This is a genomic window from Occallatibacter riparius, assembly GCF_025264625.1.
Lineage (GTDB): Bacteria > Acidobacteriota > Terriglobia > Terriglobales > Acidobacteriaceae > Telmatobacter > Telmatobacter riparius.
Window position 1 is genome coordinate 5,607,148 of the sequence record NZ_CP093313.1, and the last position, 24,845, is coordinate 5,631,992.

The 24,845-nt window shown below is 61.7% G+C and carries 22 protein-coding genes; 11 read left to right on the plus strand and 11 right to left on the minus strand.

What is annotated here, in order from left to right; translation table 11 throughout:
* Positions 1–26 precede the first annotated feature (26 nt).
* Positions 27–2,183: a VWA domain-containing protein gene (locus MOP44_RS22975; protein WP_260792741.1), complete on the minus strand. Its 2,157-nt coding sequence runs from the start codon at positions 2,181–2,183 to the stop codon at positions 27–29.
* 207 nt (positions 2,184–2,390) lie between these two features.
* On the opposite strand from MOP44_RS22975, the gene MOP44_RS22980 reads away from it, so the two are divergent.
* The 4 genes from MOP44_RS22980 to MOP44_RS22995 all read left to right on the plus strand — a co-directional run bounded on the left by MOP44_RS22980 (position 2,391) and on the right by MOP44_RS22995 (position 6,454).
* Positions 2,391–3,107: a hypothetical protein gene (locus MOP44_RS22980; RefSeq protein ID WP_260792742.1), complete on the plus strand. Its 717-nt coding sequence runs from the start codon at positions 2,391–2,393 to the stop codon at positions 3,105–3,107.
* A gap of 151 nt (positions 3,108–3,258) precedes the next feature.
* Positions 3,259–5,616 (plus strand): tetratricopeptide repeat protein, encoded by a 2,358-nt coding sequence (locus MOP44_RS22985; RefSeq protein ID WP_260792743.1) that lies wholly within the window; start codon positions 3,259–3,261, stop codon positions 5,614–5,616.
* A 103-nt stretch (positions 5,617–5,719) separates the two neighbouring features.
* On the plus strand, positions 5,720–5,884 hold the full coding sequence (locus MOP44_RS22990) for a hypothetical protein (RefSeq protein ID WP_260792744.1): 165 nt from the start codon (positions 5,720–5,722) through the stop codon (positions 5,882–5,884).
* Positions 5,885–6,076: 192 nt separating this feature from the next.
* Positions 6,077–6,454 (plus strand): DUF805 domain-containing protein, encoded by a 378-nt coding sequence (locus MOP44_RS22995; protein WP_260792745.1) that lies wholly within the window; start codon positions 6,077–6,079, stop codon positions 6,452–6,454.
* Between the two features lie 26 nt (positions 6,455–6,480).
* On the opposite strand, the gene MOP44_RS23000 is transcribed toward MOP44_RS22995, so the two are convergent.
* Complete coding sequence (locus MOP44_RS23000) at positions 6,481–7,491, minus strand: PGN_0703 family putative restriction endonuclease (protein WP_260792746.1); 1,011 nt, start codon at positions 7,489–7,491, stop codon at positions 6,481–6,483.
* A 102-nt stretch (positions 7,492–7,593) separates the two neighbouring features.
* Between MOP44_RS23000 and MOP44_RS23005 the strand changes: the two genes are divergently transcribed.
* On the plus strand, positions 7,594–7,938 hold the full coding sequence (locus tag MOP44_RS23005) for a c-type cytochrome (protein WP_260792747.1): 345 nt from the start codon (positions 7,594–7,596) through the stop codon (positions 7,936–7,938).
* Positions 7,939–8,115: 177 nt separating this feature from the next.
* Positions 8,116–9,696, plus strand: coding sequence for a Na/Pi symporter (locus MOP44_RS23010; protein WP_260792748.1), 1,581 nt, complete (start codon positions 8,116–8,118; stop codon positions 9,694–9,696).
* On the opposite strand, the gene MOP44_RS23015 is transcribed toward MOP44_RS23010, so the two are convergent.
* From MOP44_RS23015 to MOP44_RS23055, 9 genes are all read right to left on the minus strand, one after another.
* Positions 9,693–10,883 (minus strand): PP2C family protein-serine/threonine phosphatase, encoded by a 1,191-nt coding sequence (locus MOP44_RS23015; RefSeq protein WP_260792749.1) that lies wholly within the window; start codon positions 10,881–10,883, stop codon positions 9,693–9,695. The genes MOP44_RS23010 and MOP44_RS23015 overlap by 4 nt on opposite strands.
* Positions 10,884–10,940: 57 nt before the next feature.
* Positions 10,941–12,053: a chemotaxis-specific protein-glutamate methyltransferase CheB gene (gene cheB, locus MOP44_RS23020; RefSeq protein WP_260792750.1), complete on the minus strand. Its 1,113-nt coding sequence runs from the start codon at positions 12,051–12,053 to the stop codon at positions 10,941–10,943.
* The gene (locus tag MOP44_RS23025; RefSeq protein ID WP_260792751.1) at positions 12,050–14,344 is read right to left on the minus strand and encodes a hybrid sensor histidine kinase/response regulator; all 2,295 of its coding nucleotides are present in this window, start codon (positions 14,342–14,344) and stop codon (positions 12,050–12,052) included. Before MOP44_RS23025 ends, cheB begins: the two co-directional genes overlap by 4 nt.
* 5 nt (positions 14,345–14,349) lie before the next feature.
* Positions 14,350–14,883, minus strand: a complete 534-nt coding sequence (locus MOP44_RS23030) for a chemotaxis protein CheW (protein WP_260792752.1) — start codon at positions 14,881–14,883, stop codon at positions 14,350–14,352.
* On the minus strand, positions 14,880–16,052 hold the full coding sequence (locus MOP44_RS23035) for a CheR family methyltransferase (RefSeq protein WP_260792753.1): 1,173 nt from the start codon (positions 16,050–16,052) through the stop codon (positions 14,880–14,882). The genes MOP44_RS23030 and MOP44_RS23035 overlap by 4 nt, the downstream gene beginning before the upstream one ends.
* A gap of 2 nt (positions 16,053–16,054) precedes the next feature.
* The gene (locus MOP44_RS23040; RefSeq protein ID WP_260792754.1) at positions 16,055–16,432 is read right to left on the minus strand and encodes a chemotaxis protein CheW; all 378 of its coding nucleotides are present in this window, start codon (positions 16,430–16,432) and stop codon (positions 16,055–16,057) included.
* Positions 16,433–16,443: 11 nt separating this feature from the next.
* A complete protein-coding gene (locus MOP44_RS23045; protein ID WP_260792755.1) occupies positions 16,444–18,450 on the minus strand; it encodes a methyl-accepting chemotaxis protein in 2,007 nt (668 codons plus the stop codon).
* Positions 18,451–18,813, minus strand: a complete 363-nt coding sequence (locus MOP44_RS23050; RefSeq protein WP_260792756.1) for an STAS domain-containing protein — start codon at positions 18,811–18,813, stop codon at positions 18,451–18,453.
* An 89-nt stretch (positions 18,814–18,902) separates the two neighbouring features.
* On the minus strand, positions 18,903–19,319 hold the full coding sequence (locus MOP44_RS23055) for an ATP-binding protein (RefSeq protein ID WP_260792757.1): 417 nt from the start codon (positions 19,317–19,319) through the stop codon (positions 18,903–18,905).
* Between the two features lie 177 nt (positions 19,320–19,496).
* On the opposite strand from MOP44_RS23055, the gene MOP44_RS23060 reads away from it, so the two are divergent.
* From MOP44_RS23060 to MOP44_RS23080, 5 genes are all read left to right on the plus strand, one after another.
* Positions 19,497–20,588 carry an ABC transporter substrate-binding protein gene (locus MOP44_RS23060; RefSeq protein ID WP_260792758.1) on the plus strand — a complete coding sequence of 364 codons (1,092 nt, stop codon included), beginning with the start codon at positions 19,497–19,499 and terminating at the stop codon, positions 20,586–20,588.
* A gap of 55 nt (positions 20,589–20,643) precedes the next feature.
* Complete coding sequence (locus MOP44_RS23065; RefSeq protein ID WP_260792759.1) at positions 20,644–21,873, plus strand: STAS domain-containing protein; 1,230 nt, start codon at positions 20,644–20,646, stop codon at positions 21,871–21,873.
* 7 nt (positions 21,874–21,880) lie between these two features.
* Positions 21,881–22,852 carry an ABC transporter permease gene (locus MOP44_RS23070; RefSeq protein WP_260792760.1) on the plus strand — a complete coding sequence of 324 codons (972 nt, stop codon included), beginning with the start codon at positions 21,881–21,883 and terminating at the stop codon, positions 22,850–22,852.
* Positions 22,839–23,651 (plus strand): ABC transporter ATP-binding protein, encoded by an 813-nt coding sequence (locus MOP44_RS23075; RefSeq protein ID WP_260792761.1) that lies wholly within the window; start codon positions 22,839–22,841, stop codon positions 23,649–23,651. The genes MOP44_RS23070 and MOP44_RS23075 overlap by 14 nt, the downstream gene beginning before the upstream one ends.
* Positions 23,652–23,744: 93 nt before the next feature.
* The gene (locus MOP44_RS23080) at positions 23,745–24,746 is read left to right on the plus strand and encodes an ABC transporter substrate-binding protein (RefSeq protein ID WP_260792762.1); all 1,002 of its coding nucleotides are present in this window, start codon (positions 23,745–23,747) and stop codon (positions 24,744–24,746) included.
* The last annotated feature ends 99 nt before the right edge of the window (positions 24,747–24,845 follow it).

Consider the following 24,845-nt stretch of genomic DNA (forward strand, 5'->3'; position numbering starts at 1 on the left):
ACCGCTTGCCGCCTGACTTGGCGCGCTTACTCGGTCGGTTCGAATCCGGGCAGGATGCGCGACTCCGATCCGAACTTGTGGTATCCGCCAAAGCTCATGTCGTTAATCATGGTTTCGAAGTAGCCGTACTGGCTGAAGACCATGCCCCACTCGTGCATCCGGCGCAGCGAGCGGCCGCGCGATATGTCGACGCTGCGCTGTGGACATATATAGGTGTTGCCGCCCAGCACCTGCGGGCCATATTCGACCATGATCTGCGAACGGATGATGGGCACGTCGGGGTCCCGTTCTTCATCGAGATCGCCATTGATCGTGATGCGCAGGATGGAGCCGGTCTCGGGGTCGACCGAGAATTCGCCGTAGGTGTCAGCCTTGTTGCGATAGAGGATCGTACCGCCCGCCTGGGGAAGGCAGCAGAAGGTGAGTTCGGGAGCAACATTCGCGGTGATGGCGCGGTACGAGAACACCGCGACCTCGCCGTGCTGGCCGTGCTCCCACCGCTTCCACTGGATAGTGCTTGGAGTAGTGGCAGCGGCCTTGAGGACGAAGCTGAGGATCGGGCCAAAGGTGCCCCAGGTCTGAAGATCGCGTACCCGCGAGCCGCGATTGACCTGACGCTTGTTGAGCTTCTGCTTTTTGTCGACCTCCTCGTTCCCGTTTCGATAAAGGACTGTGGCGTGCTCTCCGCTGGCGAAGTGGAGAGTCGGATCCTGGTGTGGCAACTTCCAGCTCTCGTTGTCGCGCTCCTCGGGCTCTTCAAAGCGGACCGTGTTGCGCAGCGCGTAGAAGTCGGGCAGCTTGGGAATTACATTGACCAGGTAGTCGATGGTTCGCGCGAGGATAGCGCGCTGCTCCGACAGTGGTGGCACCGGTCGATTCGCGATTTCATCGGCAGGCGGCGGAAGCGCTAGCGACAGGTCGGCAGCCGCCGTGAGCGCCTGGCGTTCTTTTTCGCTATGGATCGCCTTCAACAGCACATCGAGCCGAGGCGTGCTCAGGCGTTCTACGAGTTCGAGATTCTGCAGCTTGTGCAGCAGACCCGAATGCGCATGCACCAGCTCTTCAACCTGCGCGACCGTGACCTTCTCGACGCCCGGCCGAGGATTGTCGAAATAGACGGGCTGGTTGTAATAGCCAAGAGGAGCGCGGATGGTGAGGCCATCTCCGGCGATCTCGACTCGCAGGCTGTGGTACTCGTCCATGGTTGAGGTGCGCGGCGGATTGAAGGTGAGGGTGTAGAAGCTTCGCTCTTTTTCTACGCAGGCCTCGATATCGCGGGCCAGATCGCCTGATGAATCGAGCTCCAGGCCTCCGGTTTGCTTCACGATCGCCTGCAAAGCCATTTTGGCCGGCTGCATATCCTTTTGCGATCGCGGCGCTTCGACGTCGGGGCGACTGAGCGCGTCGAGCCCTACGTTGATGCTATCCACGGTTATGCGCGCTTCGCGCAGGCGGGTGGAGAGTTCCACGAAGTCGTAGAAGCTGTTATAGCCTCCATTCACCGGCCAACCGGGGCCGATCCAGACCATGATTTTGCGGCCCGGGATCTCTCGCTGGTGGATGGCAACGGAGCCCAGGGTACGCACGGAGAGCTGATTCTGCGGCATTCCCGAGATCCATCCGCCGTCGAAGGGGTTGAGAGGATCGGCAGCCCACATGGCGAACTGAGGTCTCTTCTGTTCCAGTTCGTTTGCCAGAAGGTTCCCGTTCACCGTGGACCTCAAGGAGGAGAACAACCCGTCTCGCGTAAGCCGGTAGAGAAAGCATTCGGAATCGAGGAAGCCATTGTTGCGGTGGAGGAAATCCTCGATGGCACTCGCAGCGTCCGTAACCTGCTGGGGCGAGAGATTAATGGCATCGAGAACCAAAATCAGCTCGGGCGGCGGTTCGGACTGCGCCGTAGAACTGTGCAGCGTGCGGATCTTCACCGGCCTGTCGTTGTCGAACAGCGTGAAATCAAGTGGCGAGAGGGTCGAAACAGGTTTCCCCGCCTTGTCGGACGCAACAACATCAATGCTGAACAGCCCATCCCGCACCACCGGATTCGACGGGCCCAGCGGCGTCGGCGTCTTCTGCGCGGCCGTCGGATCGTACAAGGGCGGAGTTTGCGCGGCTGCCGCGCACGTGGCGACGAAGATGATGACCGCGATAAAAGTCGTGCGCTGCGGGTTCAGTCGATTCACCTATTACCTTGGTCCGGGAGACTCGTGGCGAGGTTAGCACGGAGTGCGTCCGGGGCTCTGTGACACAGGGCTAGGGCACGTCTCGTTTTTCGCTGCCACCCGCATGAGGGGCGTGCTAGGATAGCGACACTTTATCTCCTCCAGCCTTCTCCCCCTGTCATTGGGCCTTTGTCGGCATTGTCCATTTCTATTGCACGAGGGGAATACGTGAGGATCGACAGGTTCTTCTATAGCGGGTCTGCGGCTGTCTTTCTCCTGTTGTTGCTGGCCGGCTTCCATCCGTTCTTCCTGCACCGTACCCATTTCGATGGCAGTGCGATTGATCCTTCAATCTTCTGGATTGTGGCGGTCCACGGCATCGCGATCACAGCCTGGTTCGTGCTGTTCCTGGCGCAGTCGTTGCTGATCGCGGTTCGGAATCGCAAGTTGCACATGACCCTGGGATGGTCGGCCATCGCCGTCGGCATTGCAGTCGCGGGTTCGGGTACGCTGGTCGCCGTCCGATCGGTTCAGCTCACGCCCGGCTTCGTGTTTTTCAACATGGAATATCCGCGGTTCCTGCTGGCGATGTTCATGGAGATGGCGATGTTTACAGCCTTCCTCACCACCGGAATCGTGATGCGGAAGAAGCCGGGGATCCACCGGCCGATGATGCTGCTGACCGGACTGGCTATTCTTCCGGGCGCCACGGCTCGCGTTCCGATGCTTTACCCGGTGTTTGGCCATTCGGGGTGGGTGGGCTTGTTTGGGCCGGCCTTCTGCCTCGGCGCGCTCCTTTTGCTGTTCCGACAGGGGATGACCCGTAAATTCGATCTCTGGTTCGCAGGTGGATACGCGATCTGGATCGTCGCATATATTGCGTCGACGAGCCTGTCGCTGACGGATACGTGGAGCCGGATGGCTACCAGGATCCTGGCCTTGTGAACGCCAGGCGGAACCCGGTTCCCTGCCTTTCTCAACCCTTCGGTGGAGACAGGGGTACCCCTGCGCCTGCTACCTTTTTTGGTGTCCTCCGGTCTAGATTGCAAGTTCAACGGCCGGCGGGCCCATATATCCGGGGAGATTATTCTTCATCATGTCCAGGACCGTTCTTCGCCGCGCGATTTTGACCGTTATTGTTGTAGCGTTTAGCCTTACGGTCACTTACGCCGTCCTTGCAGCTTCCGGTCCCGGCGACAACACTTCGGCTGCCGCGCCCGCGGGCGATGCACCCTCCACCGCCGGGGCTGCATATACCGCGAACATCAAGATCACCGGGCCGACCACCCAGTTCCACAACACCGTCGCTGCGAAATACAACTACGCCTTCGGCAAGGAGTCCCCCTTCCTGCCGTCGAATGCGATGTCGGCCAACGGGCAGTTTATTTCGCCCAAGAGCTTTCCGACGGCCGAGTACTGCGGCCACTGCCACAAAGCCGCTTACCACCAGTGGCGCGAGTCGGTGCACTCGAATTCCTTCCGCGCACCGTGGTACCTGAAGAACGTCAACATGCTGATCGACGAGAAGGGCGTGCAGTTCTCCCGGCATTGCGAGGGCTGCCATAACCCGGTCGCTCTGCTCTCCGGCGACCTGACGCAAGGCATGCCGAAGAAGCGCCCCTTTGAGGATGAGGGCATCACCTGCTCGACGTGCCATTCGATTCAATCAACGGACGCGACGGGAACCGGCAGTTACGTGATGGGCATTCCGGCGGTGCTGGTGGATGAGAAGGGCGAGCCCGTGACGCGGCAGGTTTCGGATGCGGAGATTCTCGCGCATCTCGACCGCCACTCCAAGGCTGTGATGCGGCCACTCTACAAGACCGCCGAGTTCTGCGCAGCCTGCCACAAGGCGGCCATTCCAACGGCGCTCGATGACTACAAGTTTCTGCGCGCCTTCAGCGTCTATGACGAGTGGCAGGGCGCCAGCTTTACGAAGCAGTCGCCGCTTCCCTTCTACCGCAAGGATTCCGTTTCACAGTGTCAGACCTGCCACATGCCGAAGAACGACGAGGCCGCGGAAGATCCCGGCGCCAAAGACGGGAGGTTTGCCTCGCATCGCTGGCTGGGTGGCAACAGCCTCATGCCGGCCTACTACCACTACGACGAGCAAGCGAAGAAGCTGGCGGATTTCCTCCGCAATGGTCCTGACGGCAAAGGCGTGCTCAACGTCGACATCTTCGGACTTGAGAAGGAAAACGCTGCCGCCACTTCGACTGACAACGTGGAGATCGCTCCGCTCGGCCTGACGCACTTCGCCATCGCCCCCGGAGAGACGCTCACAGCCGATGTCGTCATCCAGAACAAGGGTATCGCCCACTCGCTGGTGCCGGAGCAGCGCGACTTCTACGAGTCGTGGGTCGACTTTGTTGTGAAGGATGAAGCGGGCAAAGTGCTCGCCGAGTCCGGCTTCATCAAGCCCGACGGAGAGCTCGATCCCTCGGCGCACTCGTTCACCAACCGCCTGATCAATACCAAGGGCGAGCTGAACGATATTCACCAGATCTGGCACAATCGCGTGCTGGCCTACAACAACAGCATTCAGTCGGGCCGCTCGCAGCTTGCGCGCTATCGCTTCCGACTGCCGAAGAACGCCAAGGGAAAATACACCATCACTGCGACGGTGAAGTATCGTCGCTTCAACCAGCACTTCGTGGACTACGCAATGGCCGATGATCCCACCATGCCAGGCAGCAAGAAATATCCAATGCCGGTGATGGAGATCGCCACCGAGACCCGCACGCTGTACGTTGGCGACAATCCGCCCGTGCAGCCGGGGCCGGATGAAAACAAGGAATGGATGCGGTGGAACAACTACGGCATTGCGTTGCTGGATGCCCAGCAGTACGCAGCGTCGGTCCACGCGTTTGAGCGTGTTGCTGCGCTGCGGCCGGATTATGCCGACGCCTTCACGAACATGGCGGTGGTGGAGATTTCGTGGGAGCGCTACGACGACGCCAAGGCGAATCTCGCCAAGGCGCTCACGCTGCTGCCCAACGATCCGCGCGCGCTCTACTATCGCGCGCTAGTGGAGCGCAACGCCGGGCAGGTTGACGAGGCCATCGCCGATCTCGAGGCAGTTGTGGCCGCCTATCCGCGGTCGAAGGACGGCTGGCGCGAACTGGGATTCTCGCGCTACCAGAAGCACGACTACCCTGGGGCGCGTGACGCATACGAGAAACTGCAGTCCATCGACCCCGATGATCTGGCCGCGCATTATCAGCTTGCAATTCTCTACCGCCGCACCGGCGACAAGGCTCGCGCGGCAATTGAGAACGCCAAGTTCACTGACCAGAAGGACGACCCCACGGCCAGCGAATATGCGCTGCAGTTTCTGGGCAAGCATCCTGAGGTGGCCGCGGAGAGCGTGGTGTGGCACACCCACGACCTCACCGGCGACAAGAAGGCTCCGCAGAAGATCCACTACACCTACATACCGGGTGCTGGTTTCTGATCCGGCGCAGTAGCACATCGGCCGTCGAATGGCGGTATACTTGTCCCCGCACGGGGGTAGCACCTCCGCTGAGGTGCTCCCAAGCGCAAACAGGGAGGCACCCATGCCCAATCCCACATCGCCCAATCCAGCCCCAAAGTCCGACGTGCTGCAGGCAGGCCCGCACGCGCCGCTCTCCGCTGAAGTCGTAGCCAAGGCGCTGGCTCGCCACAAACGCGAGCACCCTGACGGCAAAGCCAACCAACCCAAGCCGAAGAAGCATCGCTGATCCGCACCTCTTCTTGATTGAGCGGCCCAGGTAAGCCGCCGGAATTCGTGTGCTTTTTCTGTGGCAGATTGCGCATTTATTGGGCTATAGTGGCGGCGCGCCCCGAAAACCCTCCGCATCAATACCCTGCTCTCCACTCATGCAAGCCAGGGCTCAGACTGCGGACAACCGGCGGACGCCACGGAGGAAACCATGGATTGGTACATGCTGGTCTGGAGGAGGTTCGCGGAGTTCAACGGGCGCTCGCGCCGCAGCGAATACTGGATGTTCGCACTGTTCAACTGCATCATCTTCTTCGCCCTGTGCGTCGCCGCCGTTGCGCTGGGCAAAGCGGGCGTCATTTTCTGGGGTGTGTGCGCACTCTACTGGCTGGCCGCGATCATTCCTACGATTGCCGTCGGAGTACGCCGCCTCCACGACATCGGCATGAACGGCCTGTGGCTCCTGCTCGCATTCGTGCCCCTCGGCAACCTGGTGCTGCTGGTGTTCTTCTGCCTCGACAGCACGCCCGGCCCGAATCAGTACGGTCCCAACCCGAAGGGCATCGAAACAGCAATCGTTGCGAGCTAACGTTTGGGTTCCGGCGTACCTCTCGGTCAAAGGCCGAGAGGTGGGCCAGGCGCGCCGATCCCATACTTCGCCGCCAGAAAAACCCTCAACCCATCCGGCACCACTGCCGCCAATTCCTGCCAGGTCAGCGCCGCCAGGCGCGTCCGCATCTCGGCCGAGCGCACCGCCCGCATCACTGCGAACCAGGCCTCAATCAAATCCGGTCGCCGTTCATCGCAGATCACGCAGAACCGCGCATTCGTGACATAGGCCGCCAAGACGTTCCGGATAAGCTGATAGCCCCGGTATCGCACCTCTCGCGGCGCGGCCTGTTCCGCGTCGGTCACCAGCCCCGCACGAAACTCCCGCGCCGTTTCGCCAACCTCGTCTGCCGTAAGCCCATCGGTATCCTCCCACTCCTGCGTGTAAGCCTCGGAGAACTCCTCGGCGGTGCGCCGCCTGGTCGTCATCACTTCTACGCGCGGAAGAAGCTCGCGGTCGAACACGATGTCGAAGTCGCGGTACGCCTCAACGATTTCCGCTTTCCGGGTCTGGAAGTCGGCCTCGGTGAGCTTAGCCTCGACCAGCAAATTGCCAAGTCGCATGTCCACTTCAGTCCGATCGAACAAACCGGACTTCAGCGGCACCTTCGCTTTCCACCCGAACTCCGGCTCCAGGCTATCCTCGACTCCAAGAAGCCGCCGCACCGCGGGCGAGTCCATCACTCCGGGCGTGCAGAACATATTCATCAGCAGCGCATCCGAGCTCATGCAGGAGTCCAGTTCGCACCACTTCCGCTTCGGATCGTCTGCCCATCGCGGCAGTGCGCGGCCACCGGTATGCACCTTGTTCAACCGCTTCGCCCACGCCGGCCGCGCGAGGATCGCCTCATACGCAGGTCCATAGAAATTGCCGTGGCTGCCGTCCACGGGGCAATACACCACGACCGGATCGTCGCCGTAGCTCTCAACGTGTGGCCACGTGCGCCCCCACTCGCGATTGCGCGCCGCCAGCTCTCGCCGTAGTGCACTCGAATATCCGCCCGGTTGCAGCGCCATCCCTGACAGCCTACACGGCTGGAGCAGCCTTCAGCTTCAGCTGAAGCAGCCTCCATCCGCGGTTGGAGACGCGCATACCCCGGCCCGTGAGAAAATATCTTCGTGAACTCGGGTATCAAATTCTTCCCCGCTCTACTTTTTCTTGCCGCAACCGCCGCCTTCGCAGCCGACACCCCAGCCGACGTCAAAGCCGGCGCGGCGCTCTTCCGCGACAAAGGCTGCGCCTTTTGCCATGGCGCTGATCTGAAAGGCACGAAGAAGGCGCCCGCCCTCGCCGACATTGGAACTGACAAGGACTGGCCGGCCGACAAGATGACCGACCACATCCTGAACGGCGGACAGAAAATGCCGCCCTTCCGCGACTCGCTCAGTGACGAGGAGATCGCGCAGCTCGTGGCCTTCCTTCGCGCCAAGGATCATCCCGCCCCGCCGCCACCCGCAGAGTAGATAGTCAGGTGATCATGATCGCGGATTCGAGTGTGGAATGTTCCGATTTGACCACCTGACTACATGATCACCTGACAACCTGATCACTGGATCACCTGCCATCCACATCCCCCTATATTATTGTTGGAACGTTCTCTGCGACCGTTGACCTGATCCCTTAGGGGCCTGCTGCGCACCATGGAAATGATCGCGTTGTACCTGGCCGGGCTGAGCTTCTTCTTCACGGGAATGGCCGGGATTTCCGACAATCTGCGCCAGATCACCGGACGCCGCTTCCGAGTGCTGCTGAGCCGCGCGACCAACCACCCGGTACGCGCCGGACTTCTGGGAGTGGCCGCTGGGGTGGTCACGCAGAGCACGTCCGTGGTGGCCTTCGTACTCTCCGGCATGATTGCCAGCGGACTCATTCCGCTGCGGCGCGCGCTGGTCGTACTGGCCTGCGCGAATATTGGAACTGCCGCGCTCGTCTTTGTCGCCGCCGTCGACCTGCACCTGCCGATCCTGTTTCTGGTCGGCATCTCCGGACTGATCATCGCCTTCAATCTCTTCATCAAGTGGAAGCCCGCGTTCGGAAGCCTGCTCTCGATCGGACTCGTCTTCTTTGGGCTCGACACGATGAAACACGCCTTCTCGAACCTCTCCTCAGCGCCGGGCATGGCAGGGGTAGGGCGCTTCTTCGACTACTGGCCCGACATGGCGTTCTTTCTGGGAATGCTGATGCGCACCTTGGTGCACTCTTCCAGCGCATCCGCGGCGATCACCATTACGATCAATCACGGCGGAATCCTGGGCGAGTTTCCCTCGATGATGTCGATGGCGGGCCTGGGCATGGGCACCGCGATTGCGACCTATTTTCTTTCCAGCAATCTGCGCGGCATTCCGCGGCAGATCGCCATGTATCAGGGCGTAACCAACGTTGCGGCCGGCGTGATTCTCGGCCTGCTGCTGCTCATCGAGCGGCTTTCCGGCACCCGCATGCTGCTCGGGTTCGCTGACCTGCTCAGCCCCACAAACTCCGGGCGCATGGCGATCATGTACCTGATGCTGAACCTGCTCATCGCCGTGGTCGCGCTCGCCGCCTTGCCGTGGGCGCCTGCGTGGCTCGCCAGGCGGTCGCCGCCTACGCCGGAAGAGGATCTCTCTCGTCCCATGTACCTGCTGCCGGAAGCGCTGCTCTCTCCTGAAACTGCACCCGACCTGGTAGCGCTGGAGCAAATGCGTGTGATGCGCGTGCTGGAGTCGTATCTGCAGGCTGTGCGCGGCAACGGCACACGGCCGCTCAAGGCATTGCACCACGGCGCCGTCACGCTCGGCGAGGAGATCGCGCACTTTCTTGAGACCATGGTCAAGCAGCCGATGTCGACGGGGCTTGCGCATCGGCTCATCTCCCTTCAGCGCAAGGAAGAGACGCTGCGCGCTCTGGAAGAGAACGTCTTTCTTTTCGCCTCTACCCTGGAGCACCACGGCTCAGAAGAGCTGACGGGCCACATGGTCGAAGCACTCGACACGATCCTCCTTACCGCATCCGATGCGCTGACATCGAAAGACGAGATCGACGTAGACCTGCTCATGAATCTCACCGACGATCGCGGCGGCATCATGGAGCGCCTGCGCGCACGCTATCGACTCGATAATCCCGAGCACGCGAGTGATGTCTCAGCGCTGCACTACGCAACCACTCTGTTCGAGCGCAATGTATGGCTGCTGCGCCAGCTTGCGTTATGGCTCCGCGAAGACGCTGCGCTCAGCGAGCTCTAGACCTGCAGCTGCAGCAACGAAAAGTCGTCTTCGAACTCCGGCCGGCTCTGCCACTCCTGCACCTCATTGACAATCTGATCGAGGCCCTTCCCGGCTCCCGCACTCGCAAGAATGCCGCCGAACTGATCGAGTGTCATCATGCCGTTCTCCGCATGAAAGACCTCGTAGCAACCGTCGCTGTAGACGAACAGCTTCGATCCCGGATCGAGCGTCACCGATGCGTCGTTATACTGCGCCGTCTCGAACGCCCCGATAATCACACCAGGCAAATCGAGCCGCTGGAATCCTCCTCCCGCGGACACGATGATGGCCGGCGGGTGGCCGCCCGAGGCATAGCGCAGTTCGCGCGTGGCCGTGTTCAGCACTCCATACCAGATGGTGAAGTACTTTCCATCCTGCTTCTCCATCGGGAACGCGCGATTCAATCCTTCCAGCACCTGCGACGGCACCGAGAAGTCTGTCCCCGGCAGCGTGTGATTGCGGATCGTATTGATCGCCGAAACGGAAAGCAGCGCCGCGCCTACGCCGTGTCCGCACACATCGAGCAGATAGATGGCCAATTGATCCGGCGCGAGCCAGTGATAGCCGAACGAATCGCCGCCCAGGCTCGACGAAGTGATGAAGCGCCAGTCAGAAGGCACGGAGACGTCTCCCTGCATGGGAGCCGGCAACAGCGACCGCACATAGGCCGCAGCCTCTGACAGTTCCTGCGCAATCACGCGCTGCTGCTCTTGCAAAACCGCGAATGCCTCATCGCGCTCCAGCCGGAGAATGTATGCGTTGGAGTGATAGCGAATGCGCGCAACAATTTCGAGCTTGTCCGGAAGCTTCACGAGGTAATCGTTGGCACCGGCTGCAAACGCCTCCGCCTTGGTGGTCGCTTCTTCCTTCGACGAGAGCACGATGAGCGGCGTAGCAGCAGTGGAGGCATTCGCCCGAAACGCCCGCACCATCTCGATTCCATCCGCTCCGGGCATCACCAGGTCCTGCAGAATGACCGTGGGGCTGAATGCATCGGCCTCCTGCAACGCTATTGTGGGGTCGGAGCAAAACTTGAATTCGAGTCCGGGAATATCCGCGAGCATGCGCCGGATCGTCTCTCCCACAATCCGCTGATCGTCGATCAGCAGAACCTTGATGTGGTGCTCGGTAAGGGCAATGGGAGCCGGCGTTGCATCGTTCGACATGGTACCTCCAAGGCTGGTCTGCGCAGCGCGCAGATTAATACGGCAACGAATGAATGACTAAGAGCGCTCCGGTTCCTTCGATCGAATGGCCGGCGCCGAAACAGGGGAAGTGTGTTCTTTCTTGTTTTCGTTACGAGCGTGTCCGAGGAATGAAGGTGCCGGATGAAGCACCGCTTCGCAAATGCGCGTGGCAATCGACGCGAGCGGCATCACCTCCCTCGCTGCATTCATTTCAACCGCAGCCTTCGGCATCCCGTATACCACGGAAGTTGCAGCATCCTGCGCAATCGTCAGCGCACCCGATTTGCGCATCGCGAGCAGTCCCGCGGCGCCGTCACGGCCCATGCCTGTAAGCAGCACTCCAATACGCGTTGCGCGATGCGGACGCGCCAGGCTCATGAACAGCGCATCGATGGATGGCCGATGGATCGAGTCTTTGTTCGGCGCGATGTAGATCAGTCGTCCACTGTCATAGATGAGATTGTCGCTCGTTCCTGCAATCCACACGCCTGCCGTGTGAAGCGTCTCTCCTCCGCGCGCAATACACACGGGAAGCGACGACGCGTGCCGCAGCCACGAGGCCAGGCCCGGCGTGAACTGCTCGTCCACATGCTGCACTACGAGCACAGCTGCCGGGAAATTTGCCGGCAGTTGCGACAGAATCTGCGCCAGCGCCTGCGGGCCTCCGGTGGATGAGCCGATGGCAACGATCGGAAGTCCTGACGTATCCGGCCCTGCGGCCTTCTGCCGCGCGTGACCGAGCTTCGCGTGATGACTATCCACTAGCCGCGACACCATGCGCAGCTTCTGGATGAGTGGCTCCGCGCCATCAAGATTCTCGCCTGGCCCGAGAACCGGCGTATTCACCGCGTCCAGCGCTCCGTACCCCATCGCCTCAAACACCATGTCGCGATTGCCGACTGTCGTTGCCGTCACCACCAGGATCACGCACGGCGTCGTCTGCATGATGCGTCGCGTAGTCTCGGCGCCATCAATGCCCGGCATGATCAGGTCCATCAGGATGATGTCGGGCTTGGCCTCCGCACACAACCGGAGCGCTTCTTCGCCGGAGTAAGCAATCCAGGCCAATGTGAAATCCGGCAGTCCCGCGAGAATGCGCCGCAGGATCTCGGCCGCCATCTTCGAGTCATTCACGATGGCGACTTTCATGCGGCGCCCCCTGATGCCAGCGGCGCTGCATCACCGACCAGATCCACTACGGCCTGCAGAAAGCTGCCGTTATCGAACGAGCCCTTGGTCAGATAAAAGTCGGCGCCAGCGTCGAGTCCACGCTGCCGGTCCTCGGCGCGATCCTTGTAAGACAGAATGATCACGGGCATCCGCCCCAGCCGCGGATTCGCACGCACCCGCGTCACAAGCTCGATCCCGTTCATCTGCGGCATGTCCACATCGCTGATCAGCAAGTCATACTCGTTCAGGCGAAGCAGGTTCCAGGCCTCCTGCCCGTTCTGCGCCGTGCTCACCGCGTATCCCGCCTTCACCAGCAGCCGCCGCTCCATTTCGCGGACAGTGTGCGAGTCGTCCACCACAAGAATATGCGGAGCTATCGAATCATCGTGCTGCGCGGCAGATGTCGTAGTCGGCGTACCTGCGGCGGTCTGGATCAGGTCCTCCACATCGAGAATCAGCAGAGGATATCCATTCTCATCAAGAGACGCCGCACTCACCCCGGGGATCTTTCCCAACCGCGGATCGAGCCGCCGCACCGAGAGCTCCGCCTGGTCCACAAGCCGTTCCACCGCGAATGCGAATCCGCCCGAGAGCAGCATGGGCACCGGGCCGCGGGGCAGCGGCTGATCCGATAATCCCAGCAACGCTGCGAGAGGAACCACCGGATGTGCACGGCCATTCCACGTCACATGCAGCTTCTCCGCGTCGCCCTCCGGCTCCTGGTGCATCACGTGATCAATACGCACCATCGGAACGCTGAACATCTCACCTTCGGCCAGCACGCGGATCGCGCGAATGACCGAGCGCGTAATGGGCAGCGTGAGCCGGAACATCGTTCCCGCGCCCAGCGTGCTGCTCACGGTAACCGCACCGCCGGCCTCCTGCACCATCGATTGCACAACGTTGAGTCCAACGCCGCGGCCCGACAAATGCGATGCCACATCGCGCGTGCTGAAGCCCGGCAGAAACAGAAACTCCAGCACCTCGGCCTCCGTCAGACCTGCAACCGTCTCCGCCCTGGCGAGATTGCGCTTGATCACGCGTTGACGAATCTGCTCAGGATCGATGCCATTGCCATCATCACGCACTGTGATGACCAGCCGCCCATTCTCATGGCCCGCGTGGATGCGCAGCGTTGCCTCCGCTGGCTTCCCGGCAACAAGCCGGTTCGCAGGCAATTCGATACCGTGATCGATTGCGTTCGTCACGAGATGCGAAATCGGCGCTTCAAGTTTGTCGAGGATGTCGCGATCGACACGCGTGGTTTCGCCAGTCATCTCGAGCTTGACGGCTTTGCCCAGCTCACGCGCCGTATCGCGCACCAGCCTCGGCACACCGGTGACACCCTCAGAAAACGGGCGCAGCCTCCCACCCAGCACGGCCCGATAGAGCCGTTCCGCGGTCCGCTCATTCGCGCGCGAAACCGCATCGAGGTCCGCGATTTGCGTGGCAAGCACCGCAACCTGCCGCTCCAGTTCGTTGCGAACAGTGGTTCGCGCCTGAGTCGAGCCGCCGGCATCATCTTCCAGCATCTGCAGCGCCTTGTTCATCGCGCGATGATTGCGATCCAGCGTTTCTCCCCAGCCGGCAAGCTGCCGCGCCGCCACCAGCGTCTCCGCCGACAACGACAGCAGATGATCGAATCGATCAGTCGTCAGCCGCACCGTGCGCTCGCGAACGCTGCGCTCGTCCTTGCCCGGGGCTGCGAAGATATCGCGCTCCACGCCTTCAGTAGCACGCGGCGCCGACGGCGCCACATCCGCTACAGGCTTCGTCGTTGGAGCTCTTGCGGCCTCTGTCGGCTCTGCGGGCTGTGCAGGCTCAACTGCTCCGGGTGCTGCCGCCATCGGCGCAGCGCTCTCCGCCGGCCCCCCTTCCTGCCCTTGCACCGCCGCCGCGCATGCCTCAATGCCGGCTGTGTTTTCTTCCAGCCACTGGTTGACCTCGCTCTCGCCCACCGACTGCAGTTTGGCCAGCCAGTCTGTCGCCGCAAGCATCCGATCAACATCCGACGAGTCCAGAGTCGCGCCGTGCTGCGCGGCGACGAAGCGATCTTCCATCGCATGCGTCAGGCTCACGATCGAAGTCAATCCCACAATCCGCGCCGCGCCCTTCAGCGAGTGCGATGCACGCATCAGCTTCTCAAGCCGCGACGGGCTCTGCGCTTCGCTCTCCAGTTGCATGAGCTCGGTCTGAAGAATGCACACCTGCTCCTCTGCTTCCATGCGGAAGAGATCAAAGAGCGATGAGTCTTCGAGTCCGGTGCTCATAGTGCCTACGCCGTCGCCAGCGTTATCTGGCGGAAGAGGTTTTCGTGGTCGAGGAGATAGAAGTCCCTGCTCTTGTATTCGAATGTGCCGCGGAGCCAGTGCGCCACCGGCGGCGTAGAATCGCGCGTTTGTAGTTCAGGCGTGGTCCGGATGCCCACCATCGCATCAATCGGCACTGCCCAGAGCCGCCCCGGCGCTTCCTCAAGAATCAGCATTCTTGCCGTGCGCGTTTCGTTCCGCGCAACGTCCAGCAGCCTCGCCAGCGAGCAGCACGGAATAATCTCTCCGCGAAATGCCACCAGGCCAAGCAAAACGGTTCCGCTGCGATGTGGAATCCGTGCGATATGCAGGACCGGTGAAACTGCCGTCGCAACTTTCGTCGGCAAAGCCAGCCGCAATTGTCCAAGCTGAAACAGCAGCACCGATCCCGTGTGCCGCACCACCTTGGGCGGTTCCACCGCGACGAGAGATTGCAGTTCCCTGCGGTACCCCTCGGGCATAGGACGATCGAAGAGGTTGCGCTCGCCGTCGCTCGTCATGCCTCCTCCGATAGCGAAGTCAATCCGGCCAGCGCGCCGATCTCGCCACGCACGCGCAGAATCCGCGCCGACAATGCGCGCCGCAGCCGCGCGTTCGGATGGACGTGCCATAACGACTGCAGCAGCTCCAGCGCCGGAAGGTATCCCGGCGCAAGATAGAGCGCCTGCCTGCAGCGCCGCTCCGCCTGGCGCAGATTGCCTCGCTCCTTGTACTCCATCGCGCGTCGGTAGAACTCAATTGCCGGCGAGTCCGGTCGAACACTCGGCGCAATTGACCCTTCAAATCGCACCCGCACAGGGGGCGCCGTTGCCGTCGAATTCCGCGCAGCGCGCAAGGCCCGTTGCGCAGGCGCGTGCGCACGGTGAACAAAGCCGAACCCGGCCGCCGGCTTAACAGGAACAAAGCGCGCATTGACCTCCGCAATGCGATCGCCCGCACCAACAATCAGCAGACCGCCCGGAAGCAATGCACTCGCAAGCGCGTCCGCCAGAACCGCTCGCGCCCCTGCATTCAGATAGATGAAGAGATTTCTGCAGAGGATGAGATGATAGCCTGCATCTGCGTCCAACGCGCCTTCCACCGCCAGGTTGCGGCGCTCAAAGCGAATCCTCGCGCGCAACTCCTCATGCATATGCCAGTGATGATTGCGAAGAACGCCACATGCCCTCTGCAATTCCGCCGGCACATGTTGCAGCGCCCCATCTGCATAAACGCCTCTCATCGCAGTCGAGAGTGCAGCGCGCGAAATATCAAACCCGTCGATCCTGAAGTCTTTCGCCGCGAAACCGGCCATGCGCAATGTTGCGGCGAGCGAATATGCCTCCTGCCCTGTGCTGCACGGCGCAGACAGAATTCGCAATGGACCCTGCCCTGCATCACGCGCCTTCATCGCCCACTGCCGGATGTTCTCGAAGACCGCCGGATCGCGAAAGAACCGCGTCTCCTGAATCACCAGCGCATCAATCAGTTCATCCAGTTCATCCCGCGATGTCTTCAGCAGCACCAGATACTCACTCGCGCTCGCCAGGTGCAAATGCCTGCAGCGCAGCTCGATGGTCCACCGGATGCGACTGACCTCCAGCGAATCCGGATCGATGCCTGCCGCGGCGGTCAAGCGCTCCACCACCTCATGCAAGGTCGAGTTGTCGATCTCGAGTCGCTTCTTCATCGTCATTGTGTCGGAGGAGTGGGGATAAAGTTGGTCAGCATCTGCAAATACAAATCGAGATCGAGCGGAGTCACATCTCTGTCATCCGCACCTGTCGTATCCGTCACGCCCGGCGCAAGCAGCCCGATGTAGGTGACCGCCGCATTTGGCGCGGCTTCTACAACAAGGATGCGGCTTCCGTACTCTTCCGGCGTGGGTGTCTCGCAGATCACCCGATTCAAATCGAACACCGGGGTCTGCTTCCCGTAGAAACGAAACCACCCCGCGAAGTACTCGTCCGGCTCGCCCGAGAGCGCAGCAAATCCCGCCACGCGATACACGCGCTTCAGCGGGACCGAGTGCGGCCCGCTCTGCAATCGAAGGCGGAGACTGCCAGGCATTGAGTAATCCTCTAATGAGCCTCAACGGCTGCGACCTTAAAGATGTGTTCTTTCAGAATGCGCACCGCCTCGTGCAGTTGGCGGCTCACTTCATTCAGGTCGTTCACTGAGTCTGAAGTCTGGCGCGCGGTCTCGGTGAGCTGCCACATGGCGTCCGAAATCTGCTTGGCGCCCACCGACTGGTTCTGCATTCCCTGCTGAACTGTCTCGTAGCGCGGCGCGATCGATTCAACGCGTTCGATGATCTCGCCGAACTGCCCCTGGATCGTCTCCGCCGCGCCAATACCGCCTTGCACAGCCTCAGAGAACTGGCGCATTTCAGCAACACCGCTCCCCACAGCCTCCTGCATCTCCTCCACAATCTGCTCGATGTCGAGCGTCGCAATCGCGCTCTGGTCTGCAAGGCGCCGAATCTCGCGCGCCACCACCGCGAACCCCGCGCCCGCTTCGCCCGCCTTCTCTGCTTCGATCGACGCATTCAGCGACAGCAGGTTCGTCTGGTCCGCGACCTTCGTAATCGCCGTCACCACCGAGTTGATGCGCACGGCCTTTGCGCGAATCGTCGCGAGCCTTCCTGAAATAGAATCACTAGCCGTCGATAGCGTCTGCATGGATGTCTCCATGCCCTTCAGCCCCTGCCGTCCATCATGCGCCAAACCCGCAGTTCGCTCGGCCGCCTCGGCAATGTCCACCATCGTGCGCAGCAGCTCCTGCGACGTAGCCGAGATCTCTTTCGCCGCCGACGCAATCTGATTACTCGATGCCATCAGAGACGTCACATTCGACTGCTGGTGTACCGCGCTCGAACTGATCTGCGTTGCGCTCGACGTCAGATTGATGCTCAGGTCCGCAACCGGGTTCGTGATTCTCTTGCTGATGAAATACGCGAACACGCCGCCTATCAGTAGCGCGATCAGCCCGCCCAGCGTGCTCTGGAACAGCAGCCTGGTGAATTGCTCGCGGACCAGATCCGCAGCGCCGGTGTAGTCCTTAGAGTCTCCAATGGCGACGATCACCCAGTCCCACGGCTTGAAGTAGCTGTAGCGGATGATGGCCTGCGATTCGCTTGTTGTGCCGTTCACCACCAACTGGCCTGACGTGCCCTCCGCCAGCAGCGGCGCCTTATCCAGCACCTGCTTGAGCCACTTGCTCTCAGTCAGCGAACCAATGCCAGTGGGTGGAATCACCACCATGTCGCTGAAGTTCCTGCTCGCCTTGCCGTAGTAAACCGCTACCGAACTGCGATCACCGCTGTGCGCCTGGCCTGCGATTGCCTCGCGCAGCGCCGTCACACCCTCCTGCTTCACGCCCACGTAGAACATGCCGATGATGTTCCCCGCCGCATCGCGCAACGGCTCGTAGGCCGAGATGTACCACGCGTTGACGACGAATGCACGGCCCCGGTAGGTCTGCCCGGACAGTACCGTTCTCACAACATCATTCGGCGTCCCGCTCTGCTCAATCGCCGGCATGAATGTTCCTATCGCGCGTTCACCATTCGCAGTAGCCACAGTCGTGGCCACGCGCAGCATGTCGCCTGCAGCATTCACCCGCTGGAAGAGCGTTACCGTCTCGCCGGTCTGCTTGGTGATCTCATCGATCACCGGAATGGAATGGCTGAAGCTCACATCGGGGCGCAGTGGCGTTCCCTTTAGCGACCACTGCGGCGCCGCGATCGTTTTCTTTTCGTGCGTGAACTGGTTGACGGCGTCCCACGTCACCGTGCCGCTACCGGTCTGCACGCCACCGGCCTGCTTCAGCGCGGCATCGCCCAGTTTCAGGCTTGTATCCACCGCGTTCTGCACCAGATCCTGCGACAGCTTGCAGATGCTGTAGGTCTTCTCCGCGCTCCGGGCCAGGCGGTCCTGCATAATGCCGATGACTTCATCGGACACCGCCTTGCTCGCGCGGTTCTCGTTGACCACCACCAGGATGGCGACCACCACCGTGGCAAGCATCGCTGAAAAAGTTCCAAGGTACGTGATCTGTTGTCGAAGGGAGAGGTTCTGTCTACGCATTTACCCGGCGCTTCCATTCAGAGCGGTTTCTTTGTCGGGATAGATATCAAGCAATCGCTGGAACCCTGAGATCTCGATAACTTCGAGTATCTGCGGCGGAACCGAAAAGATCCCCGTACGCCCTCCACGCTGCGATGTATGTTTGATGATCCTCAGAATCGATCGCAGTCCCACGCTGCTCACATAAGTCATCGCCGACGCATCGAGCAGAATGCGCGGATATTTTTCTTCGAATAGCGCGGCGGTCTGTGCGTCGAACACTGGAGCGCTCACCGTATCAAGTCGGCCGGAGATCGATACCACCGGAATGCCCTGCACGCACACGATGGACGCAGGAACCGACGCAGGGGGAATGGTTTGCATATTCGAAACGCTACTAGAAACAGCGACCTATGGGTAGCAAAAAGTGCGGACCTGCCAGATCGCCTGTTACCACGCGCATGCCCCGTCCTTCAGTGGAGCCGCTTGGTCAGCGTCAGCCGGTTCGTACCGTTGCGCCGCTCGTAAGCCATGCCGTCCGCGAGGCTGCGCAGCAGGTGGATGCCCAGCCCGCCAATCGGCCGATCCTCCGCTGGCCCCGTCAGATCAGGCGTTCCCTGCGCCAGCGGATCGAACTCGTGTCCATCGTCTTCAAGCGTCATCGTCAGCGTCTGATCGGCGACGCTCAGCGTAATCACAATCGTGTGCTCGCCTTTATCCTCGTAGCCGTAATGAATGCAGTTGGTGACAAGTTCTTCAATCGCCAGCGGCACCAGGTACATCGCCTTCGGTGAGGGATCGTAGGCCTCGAGCCACGCCTCCGCCTTGGCCGCCGCCGGCGCGATGGCTCCGTGGGTATTCTTCACCTCGATCGTCAGGCTTTCACCCACTCCGCTCTGAACCCCGCCCTCTAAGTTTCCCTGAGATTACAGGCACCTACTTCCACGCGCAAGAGTCTATACCTCTTCTTTACCATTGCTAGTAACTCCAATTCCCTTGCCTTCCCCTCAACCTCACATGTATTGTTCACAATCAGTTCCCCGTTCTCAATAACAGGATCTCCCCCGATGATTGCAGTCCTCAAGAAGATTGCCTTGGGCCTGGCTCTGATCGCCGTGTCGGCAGCCATCTTGCTTTACTCCGACCTGGCTTCACGCCGCGTGACGGCCGATGCCGGCCCTGCCAAACACCAGCTCAGATTGGCCGTGGTGCAGCACGCCGCCATCCCCACGCTCGACGACGGCGTCTCCGGCGCGCTGGCTGCTCTCAAGGAGCGCGGCTACTCCGACGGGGATCGCATCTCCGTCCGCGCTTACAACGCCCAGGGTGACATCGGCACCGCCAATGCCATCGCGAAGGAAGTCACCAGCGGCGACTTCGACCTCATCTTTTCGGTCTCCACTATCAGCCTGCAGACCATCGCCAACGCCAACCGCTTCGCCACTCCGCCGCGAACGCATGTCTTCTCCCTGGTCAGCGATCCCTATGCGGTGGGCGTGGGCGTCAGCCGCGACAACCACATGCAGCATCCGCCCTACATGACCGGCTACGGAAGCCTGGCGCCTGTGGAGGACGCATTCAAGCTGGCGCGACAATTGAATCCTGGCCTCAAGCGTGTCGGTCTCGTATGGGACCCCTCTGAAGCCAACTCCGTGGTTACCACCACGCTCGCGCGGTCTGTCTGCGCGAAGATGGGACTCACGCTCGTTGAAGCCAACGCTGAAAATTCGACCGCCATCAGCGACGCCGTCGGCTCACTCATCACCCGCAACATCGACGCCATCTGGATCAGCCCCGATCTCGTCGCCGCACATGGACTCGATCTCATCGTCAGCAAGGCCCGCACGGCGCGCATCCCCGTCTTCACCTCTGTCCCGCGCAAGCAGCCCACCGGCGCCCTGTTTGAACTCGGCGCGAACTACTTCGCGATCGGCCATTCAGCTGGCCTTCTCGCTGCGGACGTTCTCGACGGCAAAAGCCCGTCATCCGTTCCGGTCGAAAACATCATGCCCGTCACACTGCAGATCAACAAGCTCGCGCTGAACAATCTGCGCGACAAGTGGACCCTGCCCGACTCAGTTCTCGCGCAAGCCGACGTAATCGAAGACGAAACCGGCCGCCACACGAAAGATCAGACCGTCGCGTCAGTCGGCCACTAGTCTCTGTTTTGCCCTGACACTTGATCACCTGACCACGTTGCCACTGGAGTAGTAAATGCAGATCACCGAGCATCCCGGCGCAGAACTCGTTGAGCTTCGGCTCACCGGCCGCATCGACGCCACCTGGGCCGAGCACCTCAGCTCCACCATTGAGAACGCGGTCCGCGGCGGCGCGCATCGCGTCGTGCTCAACTTCGCCGGCGTCGAATACATCAGCTCCCTCGGCATCCGCGTCCTGCTCGTGCAGTACAAGCTCCTGAAATCAGTCAAGGGCAGCCTCATCATCACCCACGCTAGCGACTTTTGCCGCAACGTGTTCACCACCGTCGGCCTCGGCGAACTCCTCAGCAAAGACGATCCCGCCGCAGCCCCGGCGCCTCTGGTCGCGCCCAAACAGCGCCGTAGCGGAGCCGACTATGAAATCTATCCCCAACAGGTCGTGAAGCGTCTCACATGCGCGATGATCGGCGACCCCTCTCGTCTCACCACCGCCGGATTCACGTCGAACGACTGCCGCCCCCTTACCTTCGCCACCGGCTCCTTCGGCATCGGGCTTGGTGCCTTCGGACAGGGCTATGACGACTGCGCCAACCGCTTCGGCGAATTCCTCGCGGCCGGCGGATGCGCCATCGCCCTGCCCACCAGCGACCGGCATGCGCTACCCGACTACGTTGTCGAAGAAGGCACGCTCGTTCCGCAGGTTGAAACCCTCTACGCTCTCTCCGGCGCGGGCGACTTCTCCACCATGATCCGTTTCGACTCCACCTCCGACGGCCCCGGCAAAATCGGCCTCACCGAACTCGTCGACAATCTCGTCGATATCTCAACCGCGGAGACCATCGCATTTGTTGTTCTCGCTGAAGCCGCAGGACTCGTCGGCGCAACGCTGCGCAAATCACCGGCCGGTCAGCCTCTCGTACAAACGCTTCCCGGCGTGCGCGACTGGCTCTCCTTCACCACCGAGCGCAGCAGCGAAAAGACTCTGTGCCTGCTCGTAGGCGTCGCCGCCCGCAGCACAGGCCACACCACGGCAAAGTTCCTCCGGCCCTTGAAGACGGACTCCGCAATATCCGCGCACATCCATGCGGCTGTGTTTCCCTACCGCCCCGTGCAGCGTGGCGAGCTGCCCTTCGGCAAAACCGTCGCCGACCTCCTCAACGCATCCAGCCCCAACGCCGTCCTGCACCTCATGGCCGACACTCGCCCCTTCGAAGGCGTGGGCGAAACCGACCTCGCCCGCGGCGCCTGCTGGATTGGCCCCATCTCCCAACTGACACAAGGATGACTCCCTCATGACTCTGCTGGTTGGCGCTCTCACTCTGGGACTGATCCTCGCCCTGCTCGCTCTGGGCGTTTACGTAAGCTTCCGCATCTTCAACATCCCTGACATGACAGCGGAAGGCACCGTCACTCTCGGCGCATCGGTTGCCGCCGCGCTCATGGTGCACGGCTGGAATCCGATCCTCGCTACCGCAGCCGCTGCACTCGCTGGAGCCGCTGCCGGCGCTGTGACGGGCGTGCTCGCCACCAAGTGCCGCATCAATCCTCTGCTCAGCGGCATCCTGGTCATGACTGCCCTTTACAGCGTGAACCTCCACGTCATGGGCCGCAGCAATCTTCCGCTGCTCGAAGTCAGGACGCTGGCCACATCCGCTGAAAACATCGGCGGCAACCTCTTCGGCGGCCCCGGTGACCTCGACGTCTTCGGCTGGGCCGTCAGCACGCGCGACGCCTCCATGCTCCTCGCCTGCTTCCTCTTCATCATCCTCGTCGGCATCCTGCTCTACGGCTTCTTCCGCACCGACATGGGCACCGCCATGCGCGCCACCGGCGACAACCCCGCCATGATCTGCGCGCTCGGCGTCTCCGTCGACACGGCAACCATCTTCGGCCTCGCTATGTCGAACGCCATGATCGCCCTCTGCGGCGCGCTCATCGCCCAGTACCAAGGCTTCGCCGACGTGCAGATGGGCATCGGCATGGTCGTCCTCGGCATTGCCTCCGTCATCATCGGTGAAGCGCTCGTCGGCTCCCGCGCCGTGGGCCTGCTCATCGTAGGAACCGTCATGGGCTCGGTGCTCTTCCGCCTGCTCGTCGCCATCGCCCTGCGCTGGGGACTCAGCCCCAACGACCTCAAGCTCATCACCGCGGTCTTCGTCTTCGCAGCGCTCGTCGTTCCCGACCTCGGCCGCCGCTACAAGGCCAGCCGCGAACGCTCTCGTCAACTCCACGCTCAAACGGCGGATGCCTATGCTGCAGATTAGCAAGATCACAAAGACCTTCAATCCCGGCACGCCCAACGAGGTCCGCGCCCTGCGCAACGTCTCCCTCACGCTGCCCGCAGGCACGTTCCTCATCGTCATCGGCACCAACGGCTCCGGCAAATCGACGCTGCTCAACGCCGTCGCGGGAACGTTCTACGTCGATGCTGGCGCCATCTCCATCGCCGGCCAGAACATCACCCGCTGGCCTGAGCACCGGCGCGCCAAATTCGTTGGCCGCGTGTTTCAGGACCCCTTCCGCGGCACTGCGCCCACCATGTCCATCGCTGAGAACCTCGTCCTCGCCTCGCGCCGCGGACGCCCTCGCTCGCTCGGCATCGCCGTGCACGGCAAGGTTCGCGACGACCTCCGCGCCCGCATCCGCCCGCTGAACATGGGACTCGAAGACCGCCTCGACAACCCCATCGGCTCGCTCTCCGGCGGGCAGCGCCAGGCCCTCACGCTCCTCATGGCATCGTGGCTCAAGCCCGAACTGCTCTTGCTCGACGAGCACACCGCCGCGCTCGACCCCAAGACCGCCGACCAGGTCATCCGACTCACGCACGACATCATCGAGCACGACAAGCTCACCACGCTCATGGTCACGCACTCCATGCAGCAGGCCTGCAATCTCGGTCATCGCATCGTCATGATGCACAAAGGCCGCGTCCTACACGACCTACAAGGCCCCGAGCGCGCCCGCGTGCGGCCGGAAGATTTGCTGAGCCGTTTCGAAGACGTCCGCCGCCGCGAGCAACTCGACAGCTCCGTCGCCGAAATGCTCACCACCAGCTACGTATAGCTCTTGTAGCGCCGGTCTCCAGACCGGCTGTCGTGGCGATCTCCTGATCGCCACACCACGGACAACTGAAACTGACAACTCCCCGGAGGCCCGATGTCCCGCATCACTCGCCGCAGCATGATCGTTCAATCCGCAGCCGGTGCCCTCGCTCTCGCCGGATGCAAGCACATGCCCACAGGCGCTTCCACCGCAACCGGCAGCGGCAACAAGAAGCTCGGCCTCGTCTACTTCGCCCCCGAAGAAGGCGCCGACCTCTGCATGAAGGGCATCTGGGACGGTCTCAAGCAGCAGGGCTTCGAGAAAGACAAGAACCTCACCGTCCTCACCGCGCACGCCAATGGCGAGATCTCGCAGATCCCCATGCTCATCCAGAACTACATCACCCAGGGCGTCGACCTCATCATGACGATGACCACGCCCGTACTTACCGCGGCCTGCAGCGCCGCGCGCAACAGCAAGGTCGTCTTCACCTACTGCTACGATCCCATCGCGGCCGGCGCAGGCTCGAGCTTCACCAGCCACCTGTCCAACATCACGGGAGTCGGCTCCTTCCCACCCGTCGACAAGACCGTCGACCTCATCAAGCGCCTCATTCCCGGCGTCAAGTCTGTCGCGACCGTCTACAACAACTCTGAAGCAAACTCGGTGAAAGTCATCTCCGTCGGCCGCGAAGAATTCAAGAAGGCCGGCATCAAGCTCGAGGAAGTCACGGCCAACAACACCAGCGAAGTCTTCCAGGCCGCGCAGGTCGCCTGCTACCGCAACGTGCAGGCCCTCTGGATCACCGGCGACAACACCGCCCTCCAGAGCTTCGACGCCATCGTCAAAGCAGCCAAAGCCGCGCACATGCCGCTCATCATCAACGACCCTGAATTCACCAACCGCGGCGCAGTAGCCTGTGTCGGACTTGGCTGGCTCCCTCCGGGCAAGGCCGGCGGCATCCTCGCAGCCCGCGTGCTCAAAGGCGAAAGCCCCGCCAACATCCCCATCCAGGAAGTAGCCGAGCAGAAACTGGTCCTCAACCACGACGTCGCCAAGGAACTAAAACTAACCTTCCCCGCCGACCTCGAAAAAGCCGCTCAAGCCCAGGCGTAAAGCGCGGGGGAGCAGGTCCCCACCACGAATTTGTCATTCTGAGCGAAGCGAAGAACCCGCTTCTAATTCTCGCTCCACCGCGAACCACGCGAAAGGGCA

Excerpts from the sequence above, each read along its gene's own strand:
- MOP44_RS22985 (WP_260792743.1), top strand. The coding sequence starts at position 3,259 with ATGTCCAGGACCGTTCTTCGCCGCGCGATTTTGACCGTTATTGTTGTA.
- MOP44_RS22990 (WP_260792744.1), top strand. The coding sequence starts at position 5,720 with ATGCCCAATCCCACATCGCCCAATCCAGCCCCAAAGTCCGACGTGCTG.
- MOP44_RS22995 (WP_260792745.1), top strand. The coding sequence starts at position 6,077 with ATGGATTGGTACATGCTGGTCTGGAGGAGGTTCGCGGAGTTCAACGGG.
- MOP44_RS23000 (WP_260792746.1), bottom strand. The coding sequence starts at position 7,491 with ATGGCGCTGCAACCGGGCGGATATTCGAGTGCACTACGGCGAGAGCTG.
- MOP44_RS23010 (WP_260792748.1), top strand. The coding sequence starts at position 8,116 with ATGGAAATGATCGCGTTGTACCTGGCCGGGCTGAGCTTCTTCTTCACG.
- MOP44_RS23015 (WP_260792749.1), bottom strand. The coding sequence starts at position 10,883 with ATGTCGAACGATGCAACGCCGGCTCCCATTGCCCTTACCGAGCACCAC.
- cheB (WP_260792750.1), bottom strand. The coding sequence starts at position 12,053 with ATGAAAGTCGCCATCGTGAATGACTCGAAGATGGCGGCCGAGATCCTG.
- MOP44_RS23025 (WP_260792751.1), bottom strand. The coding sequence starts at position 14,344 with ATGAGCACCGGACTCGAAGACTCATCGCTCTTTGATCTCTTCCGCATG.
- MOP44_RS23030 (WP_260792752.1), bottom strand. The coding sequence starts at position 14,883 with ATGACGAGCGACGGCGAGCGCAACCTCTTCGATCGTCCTATGCCCGAG.
- MOP44_RS23035 (WP_260792753.1), bottom strand. The coding sequence starts at position 16,052 with ATGAAGAAGCGACTCGAGATCGACAACTCGACCTTGCATGAGGTGGTG.
- MOP44_RS23040 (WP_260792754.1), bottom strand. The coding sequence starts at position 16,432 with ATGCCTGGCAGTCTCCGCCTTCGATTGCAGAGCGGGCCGCACTCGGTC.
- MOP44_RS23045 (WP_260792755.1), bottom strand. The coding sequence starts at position 18,450 with ATGCGTAGACAGAACCTCTCCCTTCGACAACAGATCACGTACCTTGGA.
- MOP44_RS23050 (WP_260792756.1), bottom strand. The coding sequence starts at position 18,813 with ATGCAAACCATTCCCCCTGCGTCGGTTCCTGCGTCCATCGTGTGCGTG.
- MOP44_RS23060 (WP_260792758.1), top strand. The coding sequence starts at position 19,497 with ATGATTGCAGTCCTCAAGAAGATTGCCTTGGGCCTGGCTCTGATCGCC.
- MOP44_RS23065 (WP_260792759.1), top strand. The coding sequence starts at position 20,644 with ATGCAGATCACCGAGCATCCCGGCGCAGAACTCGTTGAGCTTCGGCTC.
- MOP44_RS23070 (WP_260792760.1), top strand. The coding sequence starts at position 21,881 with ATGACTCTGCTGGTTGGCGCTCTCACTCTGGGACTGATCCTCGCCCTG.
- MOP44_RS23075 (WP_260792761.1), top strand. The coding sequence starts at position 22,839 with ATGCTGCAGATTAGCAAGATCACAAAGACCTTCAATCCCGGCACGCCC.
- MOP44_RS23080 (WP_260792762.1), top strand. The coding sequence starts at position 23,745 with ATGTCCCGCATCACTCGCCGCAGCATGATCGTTCAATCCGCAGCCGGT.